This is a genomic window from Thorsellia kenyensis (assembly GCF_042432445.1).
Lineage (GTDB): Bacteria > Pseudomonadota > Gammaproteobacteria > Enterobacterales > Thorselliaceae > Thorsellia > Thorsellia kenyensis.
In genome coordinates this window covers 64,652-88,325 of record NZ_JBHLXE010000108.1, presented here as the reverse complement: position 1 = coordinate 88,325, position 23,674 = coordinate 64,652, and the positions used below count along the sequence as shown (strand labels likewise).

Below are 23,674 nucleotides of genomic sequence, written 5' to 3'. Positions count from 1 at the left end.
CAATAATTTAAAGGTAAGTATTCAATGCATAATAAAAAAGAGACTCTTATACCACCTTATGATGAATGGCAACCGACTGCATCAAATACAACCTTAGTTAAGCGTGCAAATTTTATGCGTAGAATCCGTCAATTCTTTGAACCTCGTGGGGTTTTAGAGGTCGAGACCCCTATTCTCAGTCAATTTGCTGTGACAGACACTAACCTAAGCAGTTTTAAAACTGAACTCTATTTAAATTCTTCATATAATCATTCACCACTATACTTGATTACAAGTCCTGAATACCATATGAAACGAATGGTTGCATCAGGCAGTGGTGCAATTTTTCAGATTGGTAAATGTTTTAGAAACGAAGAGTCAGGAAGGATACATAACCCTGAATTTACCATGCTTGAATGGTATCGACCGTTTTTTACTATGATGAATTTAATCAAAGAAGTCGATGAACTGCTGCAATATTTACTCAATTGTCCTGCATGTGACTACTTAAGTTATCAACATGCGATGCAAAAGCATCTCAATATCGATCCACTAACCGATCCACTTTGTGAATTACAAACTACTGCAGTTTCTCTAGGTTGGGATGGTGCAAAAGAAGAAAACCATAGGGATACACTACTCCAATTTCTTTTTGCTATAGGCGTAGAGCCTCATATTGGCTTAGAAAAGCCAATGGCTATTTTTCATTTCCCCGCTTCACAGGCTGCCCTTGCTAAGATAAATGAAACAGATCATCGAGTGGCTGAAAGATTTGAATTTTATTATAAAGGTGTAGAATTAGCTAATGGTTTTCACGAGCTTACCTGCCCTATTGAACAACGCAAGCGTTTTGAGCTTGATAATTTAGAACGCATTGAAAAAGGGCTTATGCCCATGCCCATTGATGAATATTTATTAGCTGCATTAAGTCAAGGGATGCCACCCACATCAGGAGTTGCGATTGGTTTAGATAGGGTATTTATGCTAAGCCAAAATAAATCTTCTCTTGCTGAAATAATGAGTTTTCCCATCACAAAAGCTTAACCATTTTTAGAGTCTTATGCCTTTTGATTTTAAGTGTTTCTAAAAATCTTACCTCTTGTCAGTTAGGGTGTTTTCTTTCAAATATCAAGGTTTACAAGCTGATATCTCCCCGCCCTAATCGGGCGAGGCCGTACAATGAAATGACTTGATAATTATAAAAAATAACAATTGGGTTAAAAGTTGATATCACAAGCTCAAAGGGTTTGCACAAAATAAGGTGCCACCTGCTTAAATATAGGATGATCGATAGGGCACTCAAGCACTTCTTTGACATCCTGTAATTTTTTCAATTGTGCAATGATTTGCGCAAGGCGAGTATCTTCATTTACTTTTAGCCAAATACGACTTAAAGACGTATCACAATCATTAATTGGCAAACAAAGTATACCTTCCATATTATAAGCCCGCCTCGCAAAAAGCCCACAAATATGAGACATAACCCCAGGATGATTATTCACAATAAGCGTCAAAATAGCCTGTGGACTGGAACTACTAGGTAAATTAACTACGAATGAATTTTGTTGGGTTGTGATATTTGTGTTAGATGTCATGAGTCACTCCTTAAGCATTAATCATGTGAATATTAGCCGATCCAGGTACAACAACGGGATAAACTTTTTCATTTAGATCAATCATGGCATGAATAAGACAAGGACCTCGAGTGGATAATTTAATTCGTAATGCCTCCGCTGGATTGCCTTCACTATTTAAATCACACGTATCTATCCCAAAACCTTCTGCTATTTTAATAAAATTAGTTCTATCGTGATAAGTTGATGCGTAAATTTCTTCTTCATAAAACAATGTTTGTTGCTGGTGAACCATCCCGAGGGCTCGATTATTTAATAAAACAATCTTAACATTTAGTTGATGTTCAGCTAATGTAGCCAATTCCTGAATATTCATCATAATACTGCCATCACCAGTAAAACAGATAACTTGTTTATCTGGATAAGCTAAAGCAGCACCAATCGCAGCAGGTACACCAAATCCCATCGTACCTAATCCACCAGAAGTTAACCACTGTCTTGGGATCCTAAATGGATAACTTTGAGCAACCCACATTTGGTGCTGACCGACATCCGTTGTAATAAAAGCCTCGTTATCAGCATATTGTGCACAGTGATTAATTAAGCCGTAATGCGATAAAGGGGAGTCAAGCGAATCTGTTACCAGTGGATAATTATTTCTTAATATATCGACTTCATTCAACCACTCTTTTCTTTCCATCACTTCAACTTTTTGCACTAACCGTTGTAACGCTTCTTGTGCATCTAATTCAATCGCAAGATGCGCAGTTTTAATTTTATCTATTTCAGCCGCATCAATATCGATATGAATAATTTTTGCGTTAGGACAAAATTCAGCGACTTTTCCTACGGCTCTATCATCAAACCGCGCACCTACAACGACCAATAAATCAGACTCATGTAAAATTAAATTGGTGTATCTAGCGCCGTGCATACCAAGCATACCTATAGCTAGCGGGTGAGTAGTGGGTATTGAGCCTAACCCCATTAACGTCATTGTGGTCGGTAATTGGGCTTTTTCTGCTAATTGCAGCGCATCGATAGAAGCGTTAGCATGTACTATTCCTCCACCTAGATATAATACAGGTTTTTTTGCTGCTTTAATCCAAGATGCTGCCTCAGTGATTTTTTTATCTAACTCATCAGAACTCAAACTACTCACAAATAAATTAGAGTCAATAGAATAGTTTTTAATTGTTTCTAATACTGTCGATTCTTCAACATTCGCCATAAGGACATCCTTAGGAATATCAACCCAGACAGGACCAGGCCTACCTGATTGTGCAAGCGTAAATGCGTCTAATAATATCTGAGTTAAATCCTTCACGTCTCTAACTAAATAGTTATATTTAGTGATAGGGATTGAAATACCATAGGTGTCAATTTCTTGGAATGCATCAGTACCTATCATATTATTAGGTACTTGTGCTGTGATACAAACAATAGGAATAGAATCCATCTTCGCATCTGCAATAGCAGTGACTAAATTAGTAGCTCCAGGTCCACTTGAAGATAAACAAACTGCTGGTTTTCCTGTTGCTCTCGCCATACCTTGGGCTATAAATCCAGCGCCTTGCTCATGTCTAGCGAGAATATGTTGAATAGATTTTTGACGGCTTAATGCGTCATAAATAGGAAGAGCCGCACCACCAGGAATTCCTGCTATTTTTGTAATTCCATGGCTTTGTAGCACTTTAATAATAATTTCAGCACCTGTCATCTGCATAACATAATCCTTTTTTAAGCTTGTTTAACAAGCATAATTAATAAAGAACCGGTTAATCGATGGGGCAAAAAAAAACCCACCGATTTTAGCCGGTGGGGTTTGCGATTTTGCGCTAAGCACCCATCACGGCTTTAAGCCGACGACGACCACCACTAGCACAGATAAAATAACAACTATAGAAGAAGCAAAATGCTTCTGCAGAGTTGACTTTAATTGACTAGAGGTGAAGTGCATAGTTTTAATCTCGTAAAATTTAATTAACGTTACGTACGATAACTTAAAGTCATTATCAATTCAATCTCATTTGAATGAATAATGAATAAACTAATAAAATTTGTTATCTTGATCACATAATAACAGCTACTTTTTAAATTCGTTTCACGCTAGTCATATCAGAAATTATTTTTTATTTTGATATCGGCTTGGCCAAATAATTTCTGGAGAAACACCAATCGCCTCAGCGATGAGTCGCTCACCTTTTGGCCAGCGTCTCACTAGTGTATTTTTTAAAGTATCAGGAGCTAAACCCGCTGCCCTTGACACTTGCCGTAAATTAGTTCCTTTTTTTTCTAATGCTGCTCGAATATCTGCAGGATGCCAATCTAAAATTTGTTGTGTGTTTGATTGCATAGTAAGATTCCTTTCTTTTTTATCCACCTAGATAGTTTTTTTACTCCTAAAAGGATATAATATCGACTTTAAATACTAAGGTAAAGCATTATAGGGTATTTATTACACTATGTCGTGTTTTTGTACTAGATATATTCATTTCAAGGACGATTTATGCAAAAAAATAAGGATAATTATACACGTTTAACCCATTTGGAAAATTCTTCGGATACATTCCATTTAAGATTTCAACAGCTCCTTAAAAATACCAGTTTTATAGGTTTTGCTAGAAAAAGTGGAATTTCAGATAAAAGTATTCGGGATTATTTTTATGGTAGAACAGTACCAAATATACAAAAAGTCAGAGAAATAGCAGAATTACTTGAATGCAACCCTAGTTGGTTAGCATTTGGAATTGGATCACAAGAAAAAATAGCTGTTTACCCCAAAACAGATAATCCAGAGAGATTAATTGCCAGTGAACCCAGTACGAGCAACTTATTGAATTCTTATGCAAATTTGATAGATAAAGAGGACATTTTCTTTGTATCCGATACAATACTTAAACAAAAACTTTTTGAACTAATAGCTCAGTACCCGATATTGTCTTCTTTACCGGATAATCTTGAAGGATTATTCACTAAAAAGAAACTCAATATCCCGTTTAGCTTGAAATTCATTCAAAACGAATTTAAGTGTGAGCCTGACCAATTATTTAGCTATCAAGTGACATCGGACAGTATGAGTCCGAGGATAAATACTCACGATATCATTATCGTGAATACTCACCAATCTGCATTTGTTGAAGGAGTTTATCTTCTTTTAATGAATGACACCTTAGTATTAAGACATGTTCAACAAATGATTGGTAATAAGTTTAAATTTTCCTGCATAAATACTTCTTACAGTACCGAAATTGTTGACGGAGAAAATCTCAATAGACTATTTTTTGTTTTGGGGAAAGTCATTTGGGTAGGCAATAAAATAACGTAATCTTAGCTAGGAGCGCTCAGTTAATCTTAGTACTAATTATTTTATGAATTAGGAGGTGTTTTTAAGTTAGTCTCCTGATTAATATATAAAAAACTACCGGTACTTACTTAATGTCCAAATAACGAGTAAGTGCCGGTAGGATTAAATTCAGACTAAAATATAATTTTGTCTTGTGTACTAATTAGCTACCGCAATACGTTTCATATCAGTCATATAGCCACGTAATGTACTACCCACACTTTCGATTGGATGATTACGGATGGCTTCATTAACTTCACGCAACTGCACATTGTCAATCTCAGCGTCTTTAATTTTTTGACCTAAATCGCCAGGTTTTAAATTTGCCATGAATGATTTAAGCATTGGTACTGCAGCATAAGAGAAAAGGTAGTTACCATACTCAGCAGTATCTGAAATGACCACATTCATTTCATATAAACGTTTACGAGCAATCGTGTTTGCAATTAACGGTAATTCATGAAGTGACTCATAATAAGCAGATTCTTCGATAATACCAGCATCTACCATCGTTTCAAAAGCTAACTCAACCCCAGCTTTAACCATTGCTACCATCACGATACCATGATCGAAATATTCTTGTTCTTCAATTTTATCATCTGTTAATGTTGCATTTTCAAAGGCTGTTTTACCTGTTTCTTCACGCCATGTGAATAAGTTTTTATCATCATTTGCCCAATCGGCCATCATACCTGCTGAAAAATCACCTGCAATAATATCATCCATATGTTTTTGGAATAATGGAGCCATAATCACTTTGAGCTCTTCAGCTAATGAAAAAGCACGTAACTTACCCGTATTACTTAATCTATCCATCATTAAAGTGATACCACCTTGTTTCAAGGCTTCAGTAATTGCTTCCCAACCAAATTGAATTAATTTAGCCGCATACTTCGCATCTACTCCATCCGCAACCATTTTATCAAAACAGAGTAAAGAACCTGCTTGCAGCATACCACAAAGAATAGTTTGCTCACCCATTAAGTCAGATTTAACTTCTGCAACAAAAGAAGATTGCAATACTCCAGCACGATGACCACCTGTTCCAGCAGCCCAAGCTTTAGCAATAGCTAGCCCTTCACCCTTCGGATCATTTTCAGGATGAACTGCGATTAATGTAGGCACACCAAATCCACGTTTATATTCTTCACGCACTTCAGTACCTGGACATTTTGGTGCAACCATCACAACTGTTAAGTCTTCACGAATTTTTTCGCCCACTTCAACAATATTAAATCCATGTGAGTAACCTAGTGCAGCGCCTTTTTTCATGAGTGGTTGAACATCAGCAACGACTTTAGAATGCTGTTTGTCTGGCGTAAGATTTATTACTAAATCCGCTGAAGGAAGTAGTTCTTCATAAGTACCCACTTTAAATCCATTTTCAGAAGCACGTTTAAAAGAATCTCTTTTCTCAGCAATCGCTTCTTTGCGAAGTGCATATGATACATCTAATCCTGAATCTCTCATGTTTAAACCCTGGTTTAAACCTTGCGCTCCACAACCAACGATGACAATCTTTTTACCTTTTAAATAGTCCGCTTCAGAAGCAAATTCGTCTCTTGACATGAAACGACATTGACCTAATTGTGCTAACTGCTGTCTTAAATTTAAGGTGTTAAAGTAATTTTGAGCCATTTCTTTCTCCAATGTGCACTGAATGAATAAATTTATACGGTTTATAAGTATAATACGTGAGAATATTTCAATCCATTTCAATAAAAAAATCTACTATGTAACTGAAGTATTTAAAGAGTATAGCATGATTTATTATTTCTAAAATTGAAATATTTAAAAGAATACATTTCAATTAGTGAAATAATGGATTTCTCAGTCATTATTTATATGCATGAGTAAGAAATCCATCAGCGACTCTTAAGATAATAGGGATAAGGAAGAGTGCTTATTTTGGTAGGGACATTAAAAATTCACGTAGCTTTGAAAAATCTGCAGGCATGTATTTTGATAATAAATCGAGATTAGCCCTATCAGCTAGCGCTTTTGGCAAATCAATTTTACGTTCTAAAATGCCTTCGACACTCTCTATAAATTTGGCAGGATGCGCTGTACCCAAAAATAGACCATATTCCCCATCCTCTAATTGATCTCTTAATAATCTATAAGCAACCGCAGCATGAGGTTCTGAAATATAACCGAGTTTGTCTAACTCTTTCATCGTTTCAGCTGTCACTTTATCACTGACTTTACCTGTACCTAAGTCGCTTAAATCCCAACCTTTGAGATTAAAAATTTCTTCAACTCTTGGCCAATTATTTGGAGCACTGACATCCATTGCATTCGAAATCGTTGCAACAGTTTTATTAGGAGCCCAAACTTTAGTCTCTAAATAACGTGGAACGGTATCATTTTCATTGGTAGCCGCTATGAATCTTTTAATCGGTAATCCCATCGCTTTTGCTAGTAAACCGGCAGTTAGATCACCAAAATTACCGCTAGGTACTGAAATAACTAATTGTGACTGCTGTTGTTTAGTTAACTGAGCAAACGCCTCAAAGTAATAGCAAATTTGTGCTAGTAATCTACTGATATTGATAGAATTCGCTGAATTTAATCCTATAGTTACTTTTAATTCCTCATCATCAAATGCTTGTTTGACTAATGCTTGACAAGCATCAAAATCACTTTCGATAGCAATGGTGTGAATATTTCCCCCTAAAGTGCAAAAGAGCTTTTCTTGCAGAGGGCTGATTTTGCCATTTGGATAAAGAATAACCACTTTAATGTTGGGTATTTGATAAAATGCGTGGGCTACTGCAGCACCGGTATCGCCAGAAGTCGCCGTTAATATTGTGATTTTTTCATCACCCGCTATATGTTGAAGCATTTGTGCCATAAAACGGCCACCAAAATCTTTAAATGCTAATGTTGGTCCATGAAATAATTCTAAAGTACCTACATCTTTTTCAACTGGAGTAACAGGGGCTTTGAAAGTAAAAGCATTTGCTACTCTCTGTTTAAGTAAGTCTTTATCAATTTCTTCACCAATAAACGCAGACAGAATTTCAGTACTTCTATCAACAAAATTTAAATTCAAGAGATGATCTATTTCATCTTTGGAAAAAGAAGGAATTATTGATGGAAAAAATAATCCTTGGTTTTTTCCTAAACCTTGTGTAACCGCCTTAGAAAAACTGACAACCTCGTTATGATCTTTTAAATTGTATAGTTGCATAATTTGCCTGCTTAGTAAGTAATGACTTTAATATTTGCTAAATAAAATGATGACATCAAAAAATTACATAAAATTTAAATTGTAAGATTTTAAAAAAATACTTCAACCTATAATGTAACAAATTTAAAGTCAAATACCATAAAAAAATCACTAAAATTAATTAATTTACTCATGGAAAAAGAGAATCTCACATTAAAAATTCATTTTTCTGCTACTATATACTCAATTTATTTAGTTGAATCCCCTTATTTATCAAGTTTACTCAAGGAATACTATGAAAGAACATACACTAACAGATCCCATAACTAAACGGTTAGATAATCAAAACCTTATTTGGATTGATTTAGAAATGACAGGCCTCAATCCAAATCAAGATAGAATCATAGAAATTGCCACCATTGTAACAGATAAAATGCTGAATGTGCTTGCGGTAGGTCCAGTGATTGCCATCCATCAACCCCCTGAAATCTTAGCACTTATGGACGAATGGAATCAAAAAACACATGGGACGTCAGGGCTTATAAAAAGGGTGCAAGAAAGCCAAATTAGTGAAGCAGAGGCTGAATTAGAAACACTAAAATTCCTAAAACAATGGGTACCAGAAAACTGCTCACCTATATGTGGTAACAGTATCGCTCAAGATAGAAGGTTCCTATTTAATTACATGCCTACTCTTGAAGAATATTTTCATTACAGATACTTAGATGTCAGTACTTTAAAAGAATTAGTCAATCGGTGGCAGCCTGATATTTTAAAAAACTTCACCAAAAAAGCAACTCATAAAGCACTTGATGACATATTGGAATCGATTGAAGAGCTTAAATTTTACCGAACCAATGTAATGAAAATATAATAAGAAATTTATCTTCTTTAATGAGTGATTAAATTTGATTTTTAATCCTATAAAAGGCTACAATAGAAAGCATTTTATAGGATTGTTTAGTGTAAAAATCGCTACCCTTAAAGTGTTTCTAAATGTTTTTTTGTTAAACAAAAAATAAATTAAAATTCACCCTAATTTTTTTATTTTTTTCAATAACATAAGCTCGACAGGTATAGATAATTCTGATTTACTATTCGTGTTTTTAATTATATTAGCCAAAGCACTCTTATATTAAGTCTTTTTTGGCTAGTGTGATAAAAGTGAACTACTTCACTTAAGATATTATCAACTAATCGAATTTGCATGTCAGTTAATGACAGCTTAACTAAATTTTTTAGGTAATATGATTGGAAAATACTCCACAGAGTTGTCCTTCTGCCTAATAACACCCTATCAGTGTCGAGAAGACTAAAAAATGAATACAGAATTTAATAACACTCATGAAAACACAACAGCACAGAATAACCTCATTACCTTAGGGAAAATTTTTAAGGAAGAAAGAGAGAAACAAGATTTAACAATTGATTCTGTTGCAAAAAAATTACACTTAAAAAACAGTCTAATAGTTCAAATCGAGCAAGACGATATTTATCATATTGCCCCTACTTTCCTTAGAGGCTACATACGTTCTTATGCTAAACTACTCGGAATTAAAGAATCTGTTGTTTTAAATTTGATTGAACATCAAGAACCTACTGAATTAGCCATATCAAAACCTTTGAAATCTTTTTCTCTAGAAAAAAGAAAGCGTAGACGTGATAGGTTTTTTAAAGTATTTTCTGCACTCATCGTATTTACTACTGTAGGTGTGACCGCAGCATGGTGGTTTCAGGATTACCAAATAAATACAAAACAACAAACTAATATTGATGGTTCAATACCTACGCCCATAGATATCAATATTACTGACACCCAAACTGAAACTATCGACACACAATCAGTTAACCCTGGAGCTAATGAATCTGCCATAACCTCTATCGCACCTATAGATCTTCCTCTATCTACAGCAGGACAAATCAACGATCCACTTGGTGTGAACATAAACAGCACTAATCAACTAGGCTCACCCCTTTTAGACCCTAATTCGATTACTAACGCGCAAGGTGAAATTGATGATGCTACCTTAAACCAAGCGATTAGCCAGTCGTTAGCCAATCACTCGACCTCAAGCTATGTCATTGAAAATTCTGGCATCAGTGAAACTAACTCACCTGTCAGTAACGAAAACAGTTCCGGGATTGTATTTGAATTTGTGGCAAATTGTTGGCTTGAAGTCAGAGATGCTTCAAATAAAATTATATTCTCAGGCCTTAAAAAACAAGGTGAATCACTCTCTTTTACCGGAGGAGAACCTTATAAGTTAAAAATTGGTGCTCCTAGTGCGGTATCTATAACATTCAATGGCAGCGCTGTTGATATGAGTGAATATATCAAAACTAACGCTGTAGCTAAATTTACACTACCTAAAGTCGAGTAATTCAATCTATGCACCAAGAAAATCAAATTAAACGCAGAGCGTCTAAAAGAATTTATGTGGGTAAAGTGCCTATTGGAGACGGTGCACCGATTGCTGTACAATCAATGACAAATACAAAAACTACCGATGTCATAGAAACTGTTAACCAAATTAAACGTCTTGAAAGAGTAGGGGTAGATATCGTTAGGGTCTCTGTGCCTACAATGGATGCAGCTGAAGCCTTTAAACTTATAAAAAGTCAAGTCACTGTCCCTTTGGTTGCAGATATTCATTTCGATTATCGTATCGCGCTTAAAGTTGCAGAATATGGTGTTGACTGCCTTAGAATTAATCCAGGTAATATTGGTAATCAAGAGCGTATTAGAGCGGTAGTAGATTGCGCACGAGATAAAAACATTCCCATCAGAATTGGTGTGAATGGCGGATCACTTGAAAAAGATATCCAAGAAAAATACGGTGAACCTACACCAGAGGCACTAGTGGAATCAGCTATGCGTCATGTGGATATACTCGATAAACTCAATTTTGAACACTTTAAAGTTAGTGTAAAAGCGTCCGATGTATTTTTAGCAGTAGGAGCATACCGCCTTCTTGCTAAAGAAATCCAACAGCCTTTGCACCTGGGTATCACAGAGGCAGGTGGCATGAGAAGTGGTGCAGTAAAATCTTCCATAGGGTTAGGTTTACTTTTAGCTGAAGGGATAGGAGATACTATCAGAATTTCATTGGCTGCTGATCCTGTAGAAGAAGTTAAAGTAGGATTTGATATACTAAAATCTCTAAGAATAAGATCAAGAGGTATCAATTTTATTGCATGCCCTACTTGCTCGAGACAAGAATTTGATGTGATCGCAACAGTAAATGCTTTAGAAGAACGATTAGAAGATATTATTACACCGATGGATGTTTCTATCATTGGGTGCGTTGTGAATGGCCCAGGAGAAGCCCTGATTTCTACTCTAGGAGTCACTGGAGGCCATAAAAAAAGTGGCTTTTACGATGAGGGTATTCGTCAAAAAGAAAGATTTGATAATACCGATATTATAGATGCTCTTGAGGCAAAAATTAGGCAAAAGGCATCGTTGTTAGATAAAAATCGAATTCTCTAACTATTAACAATTAAAAAATTAAAAGAAGACGTTATGAGTAAAACTATTCAAGCCATCCGAGGAATGAATGATCTTCTTCCTGAAGAAGCAAAGCAGTGGCAGATCCTAGAAACACAGTTAAAAATGGTCTTGACGCAATACGGGTTCAATGAAATCCGCCTTCCAATTGTAGAACATACTCCTTTGTTCAACCGAGCCATTGGTGAAGTGACTGATGTCGTAGAAAAGGAGATGTACTCTTTTGAAGACAGAGGAGGCGAAAGTCTTACTCTTAGACCTGAAGGTACAGCAGGATGTGTCAGAGCAGGAATTGAACACGGACTACTTTACAACCAAGAACAACGCCTTTGGTACTTAGGTCCTATGTTCCGCTATGAAAGACCTCAGAAAGGCCGATATAGACAGTTTAATCAATTAGGTGTCGAAGTATTTGGATTACAAGGACCCGATATAGATGCTGAATTAATTATCATGACGGCAAGATGGTGGAAAAACTTAGGGATTGATGAGCACGTTACATTAGAACTTAATTCTATCGGTTCGTTAGAGGAAAGAGCAAACTATAAAAAAGCCCTAGTTGAATTTTTATCTCAACACAAGGATGCTTTAGATGAAGACTGCTTAAGGCGATTAGATACGAATCCTTTAAGAATACTCGACAGTAAAAACCCTGAAGTGCAAAAGATTTTAGCCGATGCTCCTGACTTGTTTGATTTTTTAGAAACTGAATCTAAAGAACATTTTGAGCGCTTGTGCCATATTTTATCTATAAATGGCATTGATTTTAAAATTAATCAAAGACTTGTTAGAGGATTAGATTACTACAATCGTACAGTATTTGAGTGGGTGACCACAGAATTAGGCGCCCAAGGCACAGTCTGTGCTGGAGGAAGATACGATGGCTTGGTTCAGCAACTCGGCGGCAAAGCAACACCTGCAGTAGGGTTTGCCATGGGTATGGAACGACTCATTCTCTTAGTCAATCAGCTGAACCCATCTTTATTCGATGGTAATACAATCGATGTTTATGTTGTAAATGCGTGTAATGATGAATCTCTTGTGATTAAAGTTACTGAATCATTGAGAAATCAACTACCTCAATTAAAATTTATGGTCAACCACGGAGGTGGAAACATAAAAAAACAATTTACTCGCGCAGATAAGCATAAAGCTAAATTTGCTATTATTCTTGGAGAAGAGGAATTAACTCAAGATAAAATAACAATTAAATCTCTCATATCGGGCGAGCAAATTACGCTAAATTTAAAAGATGTGATAGAATTTTTAGAAAATAACATTAATTAATACGCTAATTAAACTATTTACTTTATAATCTAACTCGGTATTTAATTGAATCGATAATAAACTAAATAGTGAATCTAGCACAAAATTCGCGATAAGATGCAGGTAATCTAAATGCAAACGGATAATGAACAATTTGACCAATTTAAAACATTCCTAAAAGAAAATGGTATTGCTATTACTGTTGGGATTGTTATCGGTGTTGGCGGGTTAGTGGGATGGAATTTTTATGAAAAGCATCAAGTCAAAACAGTCCAAAATGAAGCCGCTGAATATTACACCACCATAACAGCATTGAATAAAAGCAAGGAATTAATTGTTGAAGAAGGGACTGAAAACCCTGAAAAACAAAAGACTTATGAACAAATTCGTGCCTATTTAAAAACGGATGAAAGCAATTATGTCGGTATTGTGGCCTTGGCCTTCGCTAAAGAGCTCGCCGCTGAAAAATCTTTCAAAGAAGCTGAAGCTGTTTTGTCAGATGTGTCTAGAAAAAACATCGACAAAAACTTGGCTAGCAGCATTAATTACATGCTTGCTAATTTACAATCAGAACAAAAAAAGTTTGATGACGCAATAGCGACACTCAACACAATCCCTACTAATGAGTGGGGAGCTAACCGTTTCGAATTAAAAGCGGACATTCTCAAAAGAAAAGGGGATATCCAAGAAGCTCGAAAACTCTATGAACAAGCAATTACCGTCGCAGATCCTTCTATTCAAGAATACCTGCGCGTAAAATTAAATAATTTACCAAGTTGAGGCAAATCACATGCGCATGCGCTATAGTTTACTTGTGAGTGTACTTTCTATTTCATTACTCAGTGGGTGTTCTACACTTAAATCTCTTAATCCTTTTAGTGAAGAACTTGAAGTCATGGCTCCAGTTCCTGAGTTCCTTCCTGAATTTGAAACAAGAACAGCATGGGATTCCTCTGTTGGCAAAGGGACAGGAGAATATTATTCTACACTCAGACCTGCACATGCCAATGGAATTATCTATGCTGCTGACAGACAAGGCAAAGTGACTGCTCTTAGCCTTGATTCTGGCAAAACACTTTGGGAAGTTCAACTTTCTGAATCAGAAGGACTACTTTCTCGCAGAAAATCCGCACTATTATCAGGGGGAGTAACATTCCACCAAGATAAAGTTTACATCGGTACCGAGAGAGGTCGCTTATTTGTATTAAATGCTAATGATGGCTCAATCGCTCTAGATGTCCCTGTTGCAGGAGAAATAATAGCTCGACCTACGGTGCAAAAAGATAAAATTTTAGTGGTATCAACTAATGGTATTCTTCAGTCTTTAGATATTAATTCTGGTGCGGAAATATGGCGCGCTACTCTAGACACTCCTGTATTAACATTAAGAGGCCAATCTTCTCCTATTACTATTGAAGATAAGTTTGTTGTTGTAGGTGGTGATAATGGCAGAATCAATGCCTTTACTTTTGATTTAGGTCAATTAGTCTGGCAGGAGCGTGTCGCTGAGCCGGTCGGTGCTACTGAAATCGATCAATTAGGTGACATTGACTCAGAGCCTGTTTTTCATAATGGCATAGTGTATGCAATTGCCTACAATAGTATGTTTGTTGCATTTGATTTTGATTCAGGAGCAGCGATATGGAGGGCAGAATATGGCTCAATTCGCGACTTTATTGTGACTGATGAAGTGATTTATCTCACTGATCAAAATGATATTATCTATGCTTTAAATACTGATGATCACCAGTTAATTTGGAAGCAAGAAAGCCTCAACAAGCGTTTTGTCACTGGACCTGCTTTAGTCGGTAATAATATTGTGGTAGCAGATGGTGAAGGTTTTGTGTTCTGGCTAGATAAAAAAACAGGTACGTTTGTATCTAAAGAAAAATTAGACAGCTCTGGATTTATTGCCAACCCAATTACAGTAGGTAATAAAGTGATATTACAAGCCCGTAATGGGTCTGTTTATGCTATTGAACGTTAAAATTTTTTGCAAAATTAACGTCTAATAATCACTGAGATATCTTAGCGGCTGCTTGATGATTTTTAAGCAGCCGTTTTTATTTTTATGCGCAAAAATTTGTGCCATTCAATGTAGGTTTAAAAGAATTATGATTCCAGTAGTCGCACTAGTAGGTAGACCCAATGTAGGTAAATCAACATTATTTAATAGATTAACTAAAACACGAGATGCATTGGTTGCCGATTTTCCTGGTTTGACTAGAGACAGAAAATATGGTCATGCAAATTATGCCGATCAATCTTTTATTCTGATTGATACAGGCGGAATCGATGGCACTGAAGTTGGGGTTGAAACACATATGGCTGAACAATCACTTCTTGCGATTGAAGAAGCTGATGTTGTTTTATTTATGGTAGATGGACGTTCAGGTCTGATGCCTGCCGATCACCTTATTACGCAACACCTCAGAGAGCGAAAAAAACCTACATTTGTGGTCGTAAATAAAACCGATGGTCTAGATCCTGATGTCGCCATGTCAGATTTTTATACATTAGGTCTTGGGGAAATTTACCCAATTGCCGCAGCGCATGGGCGTGGTGTCATTCGCTTACTCGAAGATGCCCTACTCCCTTTTAGTGAATCATTACAACAACGATTAGCGCAAGAATCAAAACTTAATGAAGAAGAGACAGGTATTTCCGATGATGAGATTTTAGAAGCAAAATTATCAGAAGGTCTCTTAGATACAACTGATGAAGAACCGCTTAGCGATGATGAAATTGCCAAGCTTGAAGAACAAATTGCCGCAGGGGATGGGGAAGAAGAAGTAGCATTTAATCCTCAAACAGATTTACCTATTAAAATAGCCATAATAGGACGGCCTAATGTAGGTAAATCAACACTAACAAATCGCTTATTAGGAGAAGATCGCGTTATTGTTTTTGATATGCCCGGTACGACAAGAGATAGTATTTATATTCCTCTAAAGAAGGATGAAAGAGACTATGTGATTATCGATACGGCAGGGGTCAGAAAACGAGGTAAAATCCACGAAACCGTAGAAAAATTCTCTGTGATAAAAACGCTTCAGGCAATAGAAGATTCCAATGTGGTGCTTTTAGTGATTGATGCCAAAGAAGGGATTTCAGATCAAGACCTTTCTTTACTCGGATTTGTTTTAAATAGCGGTCGCTCTATTGTCATAGTAATCAATAAATGGGATGGCATGTCTCAAGAAGATAGAGAAAAAGTTAAAGAAGGCTTAGAAGCTAGATTAGGCTTTGTTGATTTTGCAAGAATTCATTTCATCTCTGCATTACATGGCAGTGGCGTAGGTAATTTATTTACATTTGTCAACGAAGCGTATGATTGCTCAACCCAACGCGTAAGCACAGCTAAACTCACCCGTATCATGCAAATGGCAATTGAAGATCATCAACCTCCTATGATAAGAGGCAGACGAGTTAAAATGAAATATGCGCATGCGGGTGGATATAACCCGCCTATTGTTGTGATCCACGGCAATCAAGTCAATGCGCTTCCTGACAGCTATAAACGCTATTTAATGAACTATTTCAGAAAATCTCTAAAAGTGATGGGTTCGCCAATTCGCATACAATTTAAAGAAAGCGAAAATCCTTACGCAGGAAAACGTAATCAATTAACAGCAAGCCAAATTCGTAAAAGGAAAAGATTAATGGCTCACATAAAAAAATAAACTGAGATCGTATAATTTTGCTTGCTAAGTAACGTAAAAAAGTTAACAATTAATTTCATTTAGTTCAAAGGATTTTTATTGTCATGTGTGAATTATTAGGGATGAGTGCAAATGTTCCCACCGACATTTGTTTTAGCTTTAGTGGTTTAATACAACGAGGGGGGAAGACTGGTCCGCATCGTGACGGTTGGGGTATAACTTTTTATGAAGGAAAAGGTTGCCGTATTTTTCGTGATCCAAACCCCGGCTATAATTCACCGATCGCAAATTTTGTGAAAACCTACCCAATTAAATCAACCACCATTATTTCACACATCAGACAAGCAAATTCAGGTGAAGTTAATTTAGAAAACACCCACCCTTTTATTCGAGAATGGCAGGGTAAATATTGGACATATGCTCATAATGGCCAACTTAAAGGATTTAAAGCAATTCCTACAGGCCATTTTACACCCGTTGGTACAACTGATAGCGAACATGCATTCTGTGGGTTGCTGCATGTGCTGCAATCTAAATACAAAAGAAAGCCTGCCAGCTGGCCTGCCGTATTTAAGTTCGTCGCGAGCTATGCTGATGAAGTAAGAAAAAAGGGTGTGTTCAACATTCTACTTTCTGATGGGGAATATCTGTTTTGTAGCTGTTCTAATAACCTATACTATCTTACCCGAAGAGCACCTTTTGGTAAGGCGGTATTATTAGATCACGAACTGGAAGTAGATTTTAAAAAAGAAACAACCCCAAATGATGTGGTCACTATAGTTGCAACACAACCGCTTACTAAAAATGAGGATTGGCAAAAAATTGAACCTGGACAAAGCATATTATTTCACTTTGGCGAAAAAATTTTTTAACATACAAAATAACAGGTCACCTACTGCTCTATAAGGTACCTAATTAAATACTGTTTAGGAATAGATAAATAATTATCAAGGTAAACAAAAACCGACAAATAGCAATCGGTTGATTTAAAAAAATAATCATAATTTAGTTTCAATAACCTCTTTTTTAATAAGGATAATACTATGACAAAAAAAGCAGATTTTATTTGGTTCAATGGTGAGATGGTTGCCTGGCAAGACGCTAAAGTCCATGTGATGTCACATGCCCTACATTATGGTACTTCCGTTTTTGAAGGTGTTCGTTGCTATGACACTCACATTGGCCCCGCCGTTTTTCGTCATAGAGAGCATATGCAGCGCCTTCACGATTCAGCAAAAATTTATCGTATGCCCATCAAATATACCGTTGATGAATTAATGGAAGCATGCCGTGAAACTCTTCGTCGTAATAATCTTAAAAGTGCCTACATTAGACCACTTGCTTTTATAGGTGATGTAGGAATGGGCGTTAATCCACCTCCTGGATATACGACAGATGTCATTATCGCTGCATTCCCTTGGGGTGCATATCTTGGCGAAGAAGCACTAGAAAATGGAATTGATGCAATGGTCAGCTCATGGAATCGTGCAGCACCTAATACCATACCTACAGCAGCTAAAGCAGGTGGTAACTATCTCTCTTCTTTATTGGTGGGAAGCGAAGCGAGACGTCACGGCTACCAAGAAGGTATTGCATTAGATGTAAATGGATATATCTCAGAAGGGGCAGGTGAAAACTTATTCCAAATTAAGGATGGTATTATTTTTACCCCTCCATTCACGTCTTCAGCACTGCCTGGAATCACCCGCGATGCTATCATCAAAATTGCAAAATCACTCGGTTTTGAAATCAGAGAACAAACTCTTTCTCGTGAATCGCTCTATTTAGCTGATGAAGTCTTCATGACAGGAACAGCTGCTGAAATTACGCCTGTTCGCTCTGTGGATGGTATTCAAGTCGGTATCGGTAAACGTGGCCCTGTGACAGAAAAAATCCAGTCTGCTTTCTTTGGATTATTTAATGGTAAAACAGAAGATAAATGGGGTTGGTTAGATAAAATCTAAATAGCTGTTTCATACTGCTTATACACGGAGTAAATACTCCGTGTAATCCCCTCTTTTTATCCTTATTCTCTTTAGTCTCTATTTTGCTTCTTTAGATCGGTGTAATAATATGCTCACATTTGATAGTGATATTTATCAAGGAATTACTCTTCATAATGATTTCCCTAAAAGCGAAGCACAATTTGCTATCGAGATTGACACGGTGATCTCTTTTGCAAAACAAAATGCTAAGAGAATTATTTGGATAACACTCCAAAGAGAGCAGTCAACATTAATCAATACGTTAACAAGCAGAGGTTTTATTTTTCATAGCTGTGAAGAGCAGGCCATTACCTTAGTATTAAAAATCAAACCAGATGTCTACGTTCCCTTTTCACCAACTCATACCATAGGATTAGGCGGCGTTGTACTTAATGAACATCAATCAAAAATTTTAATCATCAAAGAACATCTAACCCATTGGTATAAATTACCTGGTGGTCATATGGAACTTGATGAGTCTATAGAAGAAGGAGTGATCAGAGAAACTTATGAAGAAACTGGTATACTGACTTCTTTAAGTAGCATCATTGCAGTGGCTAGTAAAACACCTTATCAACTGAATAAATCTAATATCTATTTAGCCTGCCATTTAACCCCTAAAAATGATAACATCAATGTGCAAGACACTGAAGAAATTGAATTTGCGAAGTGGTTACCTATTGAGGAGTTCTTTCAAAGTGATCTTGTTTCTCAGTTCTCGAAAAAAATTGTTCAAGGAGTTCTTAACAGAACTGGAGTGGTTTCAGTGGATTTGGGCCAACCTATATTACCTAATGAAAAAAGAGAATTATTTGTACTCTAAATTGTCTTATATAGCCCATAGACTTCACTCTATTTGATAAAGGATAATAAGAAGGATGCTCTCTATCAAACGTAAACCCTATGCTATCAGCCTAGTCTCTTTACTTATACTTTTTTACTTATCTTTCTCTTATTCAATAGCCTTTGCCAATACAAAAGACCCTCTAGGACTGCGGCTAAGTCCCTCTTATGCGAGTAAACAATTATTTGCATACAATCAGCTTAATGTTCCACATAGCGCTGCGGACAATACGATTAAATCCTCAAATGCCGTTCTTGATGAAATCTCAGTCAATAACATTTCAGCTTTTTATGAAAAAACACATCAGAAGCAAGATGAAATGAAAATCACGCAATCAAATGAGTCAGCAAAATTGATCATCGTTATTGATGATATCGGTTATTCTAAACGCGATCTTGCGGTCATTGACCTACCTGTGACCATAGCGATTTTACCACAAAGCCCATATGCAAAAGAGAGAGCCATCTTGGCCAATGAAAAAGGCCGTGAAATAATTATTCATCAACCCATGCGAGCAAAAGGAGGAAGATTTGTAGAAGACAATACACTTTTTGCAGAGATGTCCCAAGGACAAATTGATGAAATAATCCACGATGCAATAGAAAGCATTCCTTTTGCCGTCGGAATGAATAACCATACAGGCAGTGCGATGACCTCGTCTTTAGAAGGAATGCAAAAAGTATTCCATACCCTCAATGATACATCCCTATTTTTTTTAGACAGTTTGACCACAGGAAAAAGCCAAGTTTATACCGCCGCAGAGCAGGAGATGTTTGCAGGTAAACTCTTTCAAAGAGATGTATTTTTAGATAATGAGCAAAATGAGCACTACATTGAAAAACAACTGGACAAAGCGATCCACTTAGCTAGAAAAAAGGGGTATGCGATTGCTATAGGCCATCCTTACCAAACAACAATTAATGTGTTAGAGCGCCGACTCAATGACTTACCAGACGATATCCAGATCATCAAGTTATCTGAATTATCGTTATAGTGCCGAGTTATGGCGCCGAGTTATTGTGTCGTGTATTTGAGCTTTTTTTCCCCATAAAAATACACGCTCTTAACCATTCATATAAAAAAAGATTTAACCGCTCTTTTTCATCAACTTGCAATAAATCCGCATTAGGATAAAAATATTTGCCTTCATAAGGCTTTCTGTTTTTGGCTAAAACTTCTGCTAATTTAGCATCATAATATAATCTGATCAGTAAATTACTCTTCATGCCTTTAGATAAAAAAAGGTTTTCACTATCTGAAAAGACAATCGATTGGCTATTTTTATCCTCTTTATCCACATAGTTAAGATCTACTAGCCGAGTATCCCAAGTTAAAGTAACAAGGCTCGTATAGTTCGTTTGCTCTACATAACGTAAACAAAAGTTCTGCTGGCCTATTTGATAAATAACAGAATCTTCTTTACCCTCAGGGAGTAAATGCAAAAGAAGTTTGAAATTATTTTCACCTAAAAGTTGAAACGTACTTAATCTTGGTTTATACCGTATTATTTTTTCAAACATAGTGTGCGTATTACCAAATTGTGTTAGAGCATTCTGTTAAAGTTCTTCCTAGTGCAGTTTCTGATTGTCACTAAATATAATTTAATCACGCAAGTTTTACTTAATTCAAAAGGACTAGACTAACTTATGACGCAAAATGCATATTCTTTAAAAGAAAAAGATAGTGACTTTGTTGTTGAAAAATATCTCAGAAAAGAAATCACTGAAGTCACAGCCGCTAAGTCACTTAGAGTAATTTATAGGCATCTTAAAAGACTTTTCATCAAATATAAAGAAAATGGAATTGATGGTATTGTATCACAAAGACGAGGCAAACCATCTACTAGACAAACTCCTACTGATATTGAAACCAAGATTGTTGAGTGCATTCAGTCTAAATATTCAGACTTTGGACCGACATTAGTGCATGAATATTTAACTGAAAAAGATAAGGTTACACTCAGTTGCAAAACAATAAGACAGATAATTATCCATACTAACACTCTGAAAGATAAGACAAAAAATAATAAATGCGCACATTCGAGTTGCTCACCCAGACCTTCTCATGGTGAGCGCGTTCAAATAGATGGTTTCCCTCATGATTGGTTTGAAGGTAGGGCTGATAAATACACATTGATAGTTTTTATTGATGATGCCACCAGCTCAACTCTACCTGCTCAGTTTTGATTTTAAGGAAGTGTCGCTCATGCAATTTACGCTACCAAATCCAAATGCCATGGAAGTCAATCGTGATGGTTATCGATACAACTAATGTCATTGAATCCCTGAACAGTGTTATCTGCCATGCAATTAAAAAGCTTAAAATATTTCCTAACAAATATTCTGTTAAAAAAGTGGTTTATTTGTCCATTAAGGCTGCCTCTAAAAAATGGACTGTGCGCATATGAAATTAGATGCAGTCAATAAGTAGATTTATGGTAACCATTCAGGTATCTTCGTTTAAACTAGATTTGTAAATGTTTTTGACGGGGTTTTTAGTGTTTTTTCTGTTTTTCATTACTTATTTTAGAGTCTCAATATTTGCACATTTAACGATCCTCCAAAGCTCATCAAGCCCTTAATCTGTTATTCCACACCCACCTCTGAGAGGAAATAATTTAAAGCTCGCTAAACCGCATTTAAAGGCACTTTTTTTGCCAAAAAAAACGTGGTGTATACTATGCGCTATGAATACAACCTCGACCTTAACCAAAATGTTGACGAAAAAGCGATCAACACTTATCAATTTGTCGGCTCGGCTCGAGAGTTTTTGTCGTCTTATAATGGTGATTTCAAAGCTGCAATTGATATCATTAATACTTTCATTGAATTAACAGTTGATTTATCGAATCCAGTCGGTTTCAATTGCCTAAATAGCAGTATCCCACCATCTCAAAATAAAAAAAAACCGAGAAGATTAAACCTGATTAGCTCATAAAAATATCCATTGATACGTCAACATTACCCCCTTATGACTACCATGACAAGTTCCGCCTAGTTAACGAAAGTCGCTTATAATTTTCGCAAGCATCTTGATTTCCATTTTCACAAGCTGTTTGATATAATTTTTCTGCTTTTAACAAATCTATCTCAACCCCGCCATCACCATACTCATAAATTATTGCTAAATTAAAACATGACTTTGCATGATTACGCGCTGCAGCAAACTCATAATAACGGCACGCCATTTGAAAATCTTGCTCAACACCTAATCCTGTAGTATACATAACCCCAAGGTTATAATGCGCGACAACATGACCTTGCCATGTAGCAAGTTCATAATAATATTTGGCTTTGAAATAATCGTTACTGCCTAAATAGCCCTGTTCATACATAACACCAAGGATAAACATAGATTCCACATGCCCTTGTGCTGCTGAAGCGACAAGGTACTCTTCAGCTTTTCTCATGTTAGTTGGAAATCCCTCACCATGCATATGCATGACGCCTAACATATTTTGTGCGCCAGCATGACCAAGTTCAGCGGCTGCCTCATAATACTGAATGGCTTTAGGTATGTCTCTAGGAACCACGCGTCCTCGAAAAAAAGTTTCGCCGCACATATAAAGGGCATCTGGTAAGTTGTGTAATGCTGCACGTTCAAAATATTCATGGGCTTTTGCCTCATCAAGTGTGACACCATGACCATTAAAATACATGAGTCCCAAATTAAATAATGCATTTGGATGCTCTTTTTCAATAGATAATTCGTAATACGTTCTCGCTTTTGCATAATCAGGTGGGTAATTTTCTCCTGAGGAATAAATGACACCTAATTGAAATTGTGCCTTCTCATTACCTTGCTCTGCAGCCATCAAAAAATACTTTATGGCTTTTTCTATATCGTAGTGCTTATCTTCCTTTGAAAAGTAAATTAACGCTAAATTAAATTGTGCGTATTCATGCCCATGCTCTGCCGCTTGGGTATAATGTGCAAGTGCTTTTTTATACTGACTTAAATCTTGAGGGTTTTGCGCAAATGAAAGCGCTAGGTTATAGTGTTTTTCAGGGGTTAAAGACAGAAGATTTTCATCTTTAGATACTATCTCATCAGAATTTTTACTAGATTTAAAACTACTTTGAATTTTATCAATATACGTCTTTAAGAATTTCATGTGTTCTCTATTAAGCAATTATAACCAATTTAGGATAAGGTTAAGATAAATTTAGAGAGTCAATTGTTTGAATGCTTTTTCCAGCAAGTCATTCAAACAATGACACGGCTAGTATGTCAGAGAGTTAAAATAATACATATACGCTGTAAATTGGACTCAATTTACGTCACGCTACAGGTACCCTTTATTGCACTGATTAGCATGAAGACACAATACTAAAACCT

At 36.3% G+C, this 23,674-nt stretch carries 22 protein-coding genes and 1 pseudogene; 16 read left to right on the top strand and 7 right to left on the bottom strand.

The features are described 5' to 3' along the window. Positions 1–24 precede the first annotated feature (24 nt). Positions 25–1,023 (top strand): elongation factor P--(R)-beta-lysine ligase, encoded by a 999-nt coding sequence (gene epmA, locus ACFFIT_RS11650; protein ID WP_385877849.1) that lies wholly within the window; start codon positions 25–27, stop codon positions 1,021–1,023. A gap of 194 nt (positions 1,024–1,217) precedes the next feature. Here the strand turns inward: epmA and ilvN are convergent, their stop codons facing one another. The 3 genes from ilvN to ACFFIT_RS11635 all read right to left on the bottom strand — a co-directional run bounded on the left by ilvN (position 1,218) and on the right by ACFFIT_RS11635 (position 3,909). Next, positions 1,218–1,574 (bottom strand): acetolactate synthase small subunit, encoded by a 357-nt coding sequence (gene ilvN / locus ACFFIT_RS11645; RefSeq protein WP_385877848.1) that lies wholly within the window; start codon positions 1,572–1,574, stop codon positions 1,218–1,220. Positions 1,575–1,584: 10 nt separating this feature from the next. Then, positions 1,585–3,279 (bottom strand): acetolactate synthase large subunit, encoded by a 1,695-nt coding sequence (gene ilvB, locus ACFFIT_RS11640; protein WP_385877847.1) that lies wholly within the window; start codon positions 3,277–3,279, stop codon positions 1,585–1,587. Between the two features lie 399 nt (positions 3,280–3,678). Then, entirely contained in the window at positions 3,679–3,909 is a 231-nt protein-coding gene (locus ACFFIT_RS11635) for a helix-turn-helix domain-containing protein (RefSeq protein ID WP_385877846.1), read from the bottom strand. A 153-nt stretch (positions 3,910–4,062) separates the two neighbouring features. Between ACFFIT_RS11635 and ACFFIT_RS11630 the strand changes: the two genes are divergently transcribed. Continuing rightward, positions 4,063–4,881, top strand: a complete 819-nt coding sequence (locus ACFFIT_RS11630) for a LexA family transcriptional regulator (protein WP_385877845.1) — start codon at positions 4,063–4,065, stop codon at positions 4,879–4,881. A gap of 177 nt (positions 4,882–5,058) precedes the next feature. On the opposite strand, the gene ilvC is transcribed toward ACFFIT_RS11630, so the two are convergent. Then, complete coding sequence (gene ilvC / locus ACFFIT_RS11625; protein WP_385877844.1) at positions 5,059–6,537, bottom strand: ketol-acid reductoisomerase; 1,479 nt, start codon at positions 6,535–6,537, stop codon at positions 5,059–5,061. Positions 6,538–6,802: 265 nt separating this feature from the next. After that, on the bottom strand, positions 6,803–8,092 hold the full coding sequence (gene thrC / locus ACFFIT_RS11620) for a threonine synthase (protein WP_385877843.1): 1,290 nt from the start codon (positions 8,090–8,092) through the stop codon (positions 6,803–6,805). Between the two features lie 274 nt (positions 8,093–8,366). Between thrC and orn the strand changes: the two genes are divergently transcribed. The 11 genes from orn to ACFFIT_RS11565 all read left to right on the top strand — a co-directional run bounded on the left by orn (position 8,367) and on the right by ACFFIT_RS11565 (position 20,330). After that, complete coding sequence (orn, locus tag ACFFIT_RS11615; RefSeq protein WP_385877842.1) at positions 8,367–8,945, top strand: oligoribonuclease; 579 nt, start codon at positions 8,367–8,369, stop codon at positions 8,943–8,945. A 445-nt stretch (positions 8,946–9,390) separates the two neighbouring features. Next, positions 9,391–10,452 carry a cytoskeleton protein RodZ gene (rodZ, locus tag ACFFIT_RS11610; RefSeq protein ID WP_385877841.1) on the top strand — a complete coding sequence of 354 codons (1,062 nt, stop codon included), beginning with the start codon at positions 9,391–9,393 and terminating at the stop codon, positions 10,450–10,452. An 8-nt stretch (positions 10,453–10,460) separates the two neighbouring features. Continuing rightward, positions 10,461–11,561, top strand: coding sequence for a flavodoxin-dependent (E)-4-hydroxy-3-methylbut-2-enyl-diphosphate synthase (gene ispG, locus ACFFIT_RS11605; RefSeq protein WP_385877840.1), 1,101 nt, complete (start codon positions 10,461–10,463; stop codon positions 11,559–11,561). 33 nt (positions 11,562–11,594) lie between these two features. Continuing rightward, positions 11,595–12,866, top strand: a complete 1,272-nt coding sequence (gene hisS / locus ACFFIT_RS11600; protein ID WP_385877839.1) for a histidine--tRNA ligase — start codon at positions 11,595–11,597, stop codon at positions 12,864–12,866. A 111-nt stretch (positions 12,867–12,977) separates the two neighbouring features. After that, positions 12,978–13,625 (top strand): YfgM family protein, encoded by a 648-nt coding sequence (locus ACFFIT_RS11595; protein WP_385877838.1) that lies wholly within the window; start codon positions 12,978–12,980, stop codon positions 13,623–13,625. Positions 13,626–13,635: 10 nt separating this feature from the next. After that, positions 13,636–14,832, top strand: coding sequence for an outer membrane protein assembly factor BamB (bamB, locus tag ACFFIT_RS11590; protein WP_385877837.1), 1,197 nt, complete (start codon positions 13,636–13,638; stop codon positions 14,830–14,832). A 127-nt stretch (positions 14,833–14,959) separates the two neighbouring features. Next, entirely contained in the window at positions 14,960–16,528 is a 1,569-nt protein-coding gene (gene der, locus ACFFIT_RS11585; RefSeq protein ID WP_385877836.1) for a ribosome biogenesis GTPase Der, read from the top strand. An 83-nt stretch (positions 16,529–16,611) separates the two neighbouring features. Continuing rightward, positions 16,612–17,379: a class II glutamine amidotransferase gene (locus ACFFIT_RS11580; protein WP_385877835.1), complete on the top strand. Its 768-nt coding sequence runs from the start codon at positions 16,612–16,614 to the stop codon at positions 17,377–17,379. Positions 17,380–17,550: 171 nt separating this feature from the next. After that, a complete protein-coding gene (locus ACFFIT_RS11575) occupies positions 17,551–18,471 on the top strand; it encodes a branched-chain amino acid transaminase (protein ID WP_385877834.1) in 921 nt (306 codons plus the stop codon). Positions 18,472–18,580: 109 nt separating this feature from the next. After that, entirely contained in the window at positions 18,581–19,315 is a 735-nt protein-coding gene (locus ACFFIT_RS11570) for an NUDIX domain-containing protein (protein WP_385877833.1), read from the top strand. Positions 19,316–19,370: 55 nt separating this feature from the next. Continuing rightward, positions 19,371–20,330, top strand: a complete 960-nt coding sequence (locus ACFFIT_RS11565; RefSeq protein ID WP_385877832.1) for a divergent polysaccharide deacetylase family protein — start codon at positions 19,371–19,373, stop codon at positions 20,328–20,330. 7 nt (positions 20,331–20,337) lie between these two features. Here the strand turns inward: ACFFIT_RS11565 and ACFFIT_RS11560 are convergent, their stop codons facing one another. After that, positions 20,338–20,856, bottom strand: a complete 519-nt coding sequence (locus ACFFIT_RS11560; protein WP_385877831.1) for a DUF1249 domain-containing protein — start codon at positions 20,854–20,856, stop codon at positions 20,338–20,340. Between the two features lie 126 nt (positions 20,857–20,982). On the opposite strand from ACFFIT_RS11560, the gene ACFFIT_RS11555 reads away from it, so the two are divergent. From ACFFIT_RS11555 to ACFFIT_RS11545, 3 genes and pseudogenes are all read left to right on the top strand, one after another. Continuing rightward, positions 20,983–21,522 (top strand): helix-turn-helix domain-containing protein, encoded by a 540-nt coding sequence (locus ACFFIT_RS11555; protein WP_385877830.1) that lies wholly within the window; start codon positions 20,983–20,985, stop codon positions 21,520–21,522. A 68-nt stretch (positions 21,523–21,590) separates the two neighbouring features. Further along, positions 21,591–21,734: pseudogene (locus ACFFIT_RS11550) on the top strand (transposase); the annotation flags it as partial. Between the two features lie 281 nt (positions 21,735–22,015). Then, positions 22,016–22,273: a hypothetical protein gene (locus ACFFIT_RS11545; RefSeq protein ID WP_385877829.1), complete on the top strand. Its 258-nt coding sequence runs from the start codon at positions 22,016–22,018 to the stop codon at positions 22,271–22,273. A gap of 37 nt (positions 22,274–22,310) precedes the next feature. Here the strand turns inward: ACFFIT_RS11545 and ACFFIT_RS11540 are convergent, their stop codons facing one another. Then, the gene (locus tag ACFFIT_RS11540) at positions 22,311–23,450 is read right to left on the bottom strand and encodes a hypothetical protein (protein ID WP_385877828.1); all 1,140 of its coding nucleotides are present in this window, start codon (positions 23,448–23,450) and stop codon (positions 22,311–22,313) included. Between the last annotated feature and the right edge of the window lie 224 nt (positions 23,451–23,674).

What these genes read in the sequence shown, in the direction of transcription:
- epmA (WP_385877849.1), top strand. Translation starts at nt 25, where the DNA reads ATGCATAATAAAAAAGAGACTCTTATACCACCTTATGATGAATGGCAA.
- ilvN (WP_385877848.1), bottom strand. Translation starts at nt 1,574, where the DNA reads ATGACATCTAACACAAATATCACAACCCAACAAAATTCATTCGTAGTT.
- ilvB (WP_385877847.1), bottom strand. Translation starts at nt 3,279, where the DNA reads ATGCAGATGACAGGTGCTGAAATTATTATTAAAGTGCTACAAAGCCAT.
- ACFFIT_RS11635 (WP_385877846.1), bottom strand. Translation starts at nt 3,909, where the DNA reads ATGCAATCAAACACACAACAAATTTTAGATTGGCATCCTGCAGATATT.
- ACFFIT_RS11630 (WP_385877845.1), top strand. Translation starts at nt 4,063, where the DNA reads ATGCAAAAAAATAAGGATAATTATACACGTTTAACCCATTTGGAAAAT.
- ilvC (WP_385877844.1), bottom strand. Translation starts at nt 6,537, where the DNA reads ATGGCTCAAAATTACTTTAACACCTTAAATTTAAGACAGCAGTTAGCA.
- thrC (WP_385877843.1), bottom strand. Translation starts at nt 8,092, where the DNA reads ATGCAACTATACAATTTAAAAGATCATAACGAGGTTGTCAGTTTTTCT.
- orn (WP_385877842.1), top strand. Translation starts at nt 8,367, where the DNA reads ATGAAAGAACATACACTAACAGATCCCATAACTAAACGGTTAGATAAT.
- rodZ (WP_385877841.1), top strand. Translation starts at nt 9,391, where the DNA reads ATGAATACAGAATTTAATAACACTCATGAAAACACAACAGCACAGAAT.
- ispG (WP_385877840.1), top strand. Translation starts at nt 10,461, where the DNA reads ATGCACCAAGAAAATCAAATTAAACGCAGAGCGTCTAAAAGAATTTAT.
- hisS (WP_385877839.1), top strand. Translation starts at nt 11,595, where the DNA reads ATGAGTAAAACTATTCAAGCCATCCGAGGAATGAATGATCTTCTTCCT.
- ACFFIT_RS11595 (WP_385877838.1), top strand. Translation starts at nt 12,978, where the DNA reads ATGCAAACGGATAATGAACAATTTGACCAATTTAAAACATTCCTAAAA.
- bamB (WP_385877837.1), top strand. Translation starts at nt 13,636, where the DNA reads ATGCGCATGCGCTATAGTTTACTTGTGAGTGTACTTTCTATTTCATTA.
- der (WP_385877836.1), top strand. Translation starts at nt 14,960, where the DNA reads ATGATTCCAGTAGTCGCACTAGTAGGTAGACCCAATGTAGGTAAATCA.
- ACFFIT_RS11580 (WP_385877835.1), top strand. Translation starts at nt 16,612, where the DNA reads ATGTGTGAATTATTAGGGATGAGTGCAAATGTTCCCACCGACATTTGT.
- ACFFIT_RS11575 (WP_385877834.1), top strand. Translation starts at nt 17,551, where the DNA reads ATGACAAAAAAAGCAGATTTTATTTGGTTCAATGGTGAGATGGTTGCC.
- ACFFIT_RS11570 (WP_385877833.1), top strand. Translation starts at nt 18,581, where the DNA reads ATGCTCACATTTGATAGTGATATTTATCAAGGAATTACTCTTCATAAT.
- ACFFIT_RS11565 (WP_385877832.1), top strand. Translation starts at nt 19,371, where the DNA reads ATGCTCTCTATCAAACGTAAACCCTATGCTATCAGCCTAGTCTCTTTA.
- ACFFIT_RS11560 (WP_385877831.1), bottom strand. Translation starts at nt 20,856, where the DNA reads ATGTTTGAAAAAATAATACGGTATAAACCAAGATTAAGTACGTTTCAA.
- ACFFIT_RS11555 (WP_385877830.1), top strand. Translation starts at nt 20,983, where the DNA reads ATGACGCAAAATGCATATTCTTTAAAAGAAAAAGATAGTGACTTTGTT.
- ACFFIT_RS11545 (WP_385877829.1), top strand. Translation starts at nt 22,016, where the DNA reads ATGCGCTATGAATACAACCTCGACCTTAACCAAAATGTTGACGAAAAA.
- ACFFIT_RS11540 (WP_385877828.1), bottom strand. Translation starts at nt 23,450, where the DNA reads ATGAAATTCTTAAAGACGTATATTGATAAAATTCAAAGTAGTTTTAAA.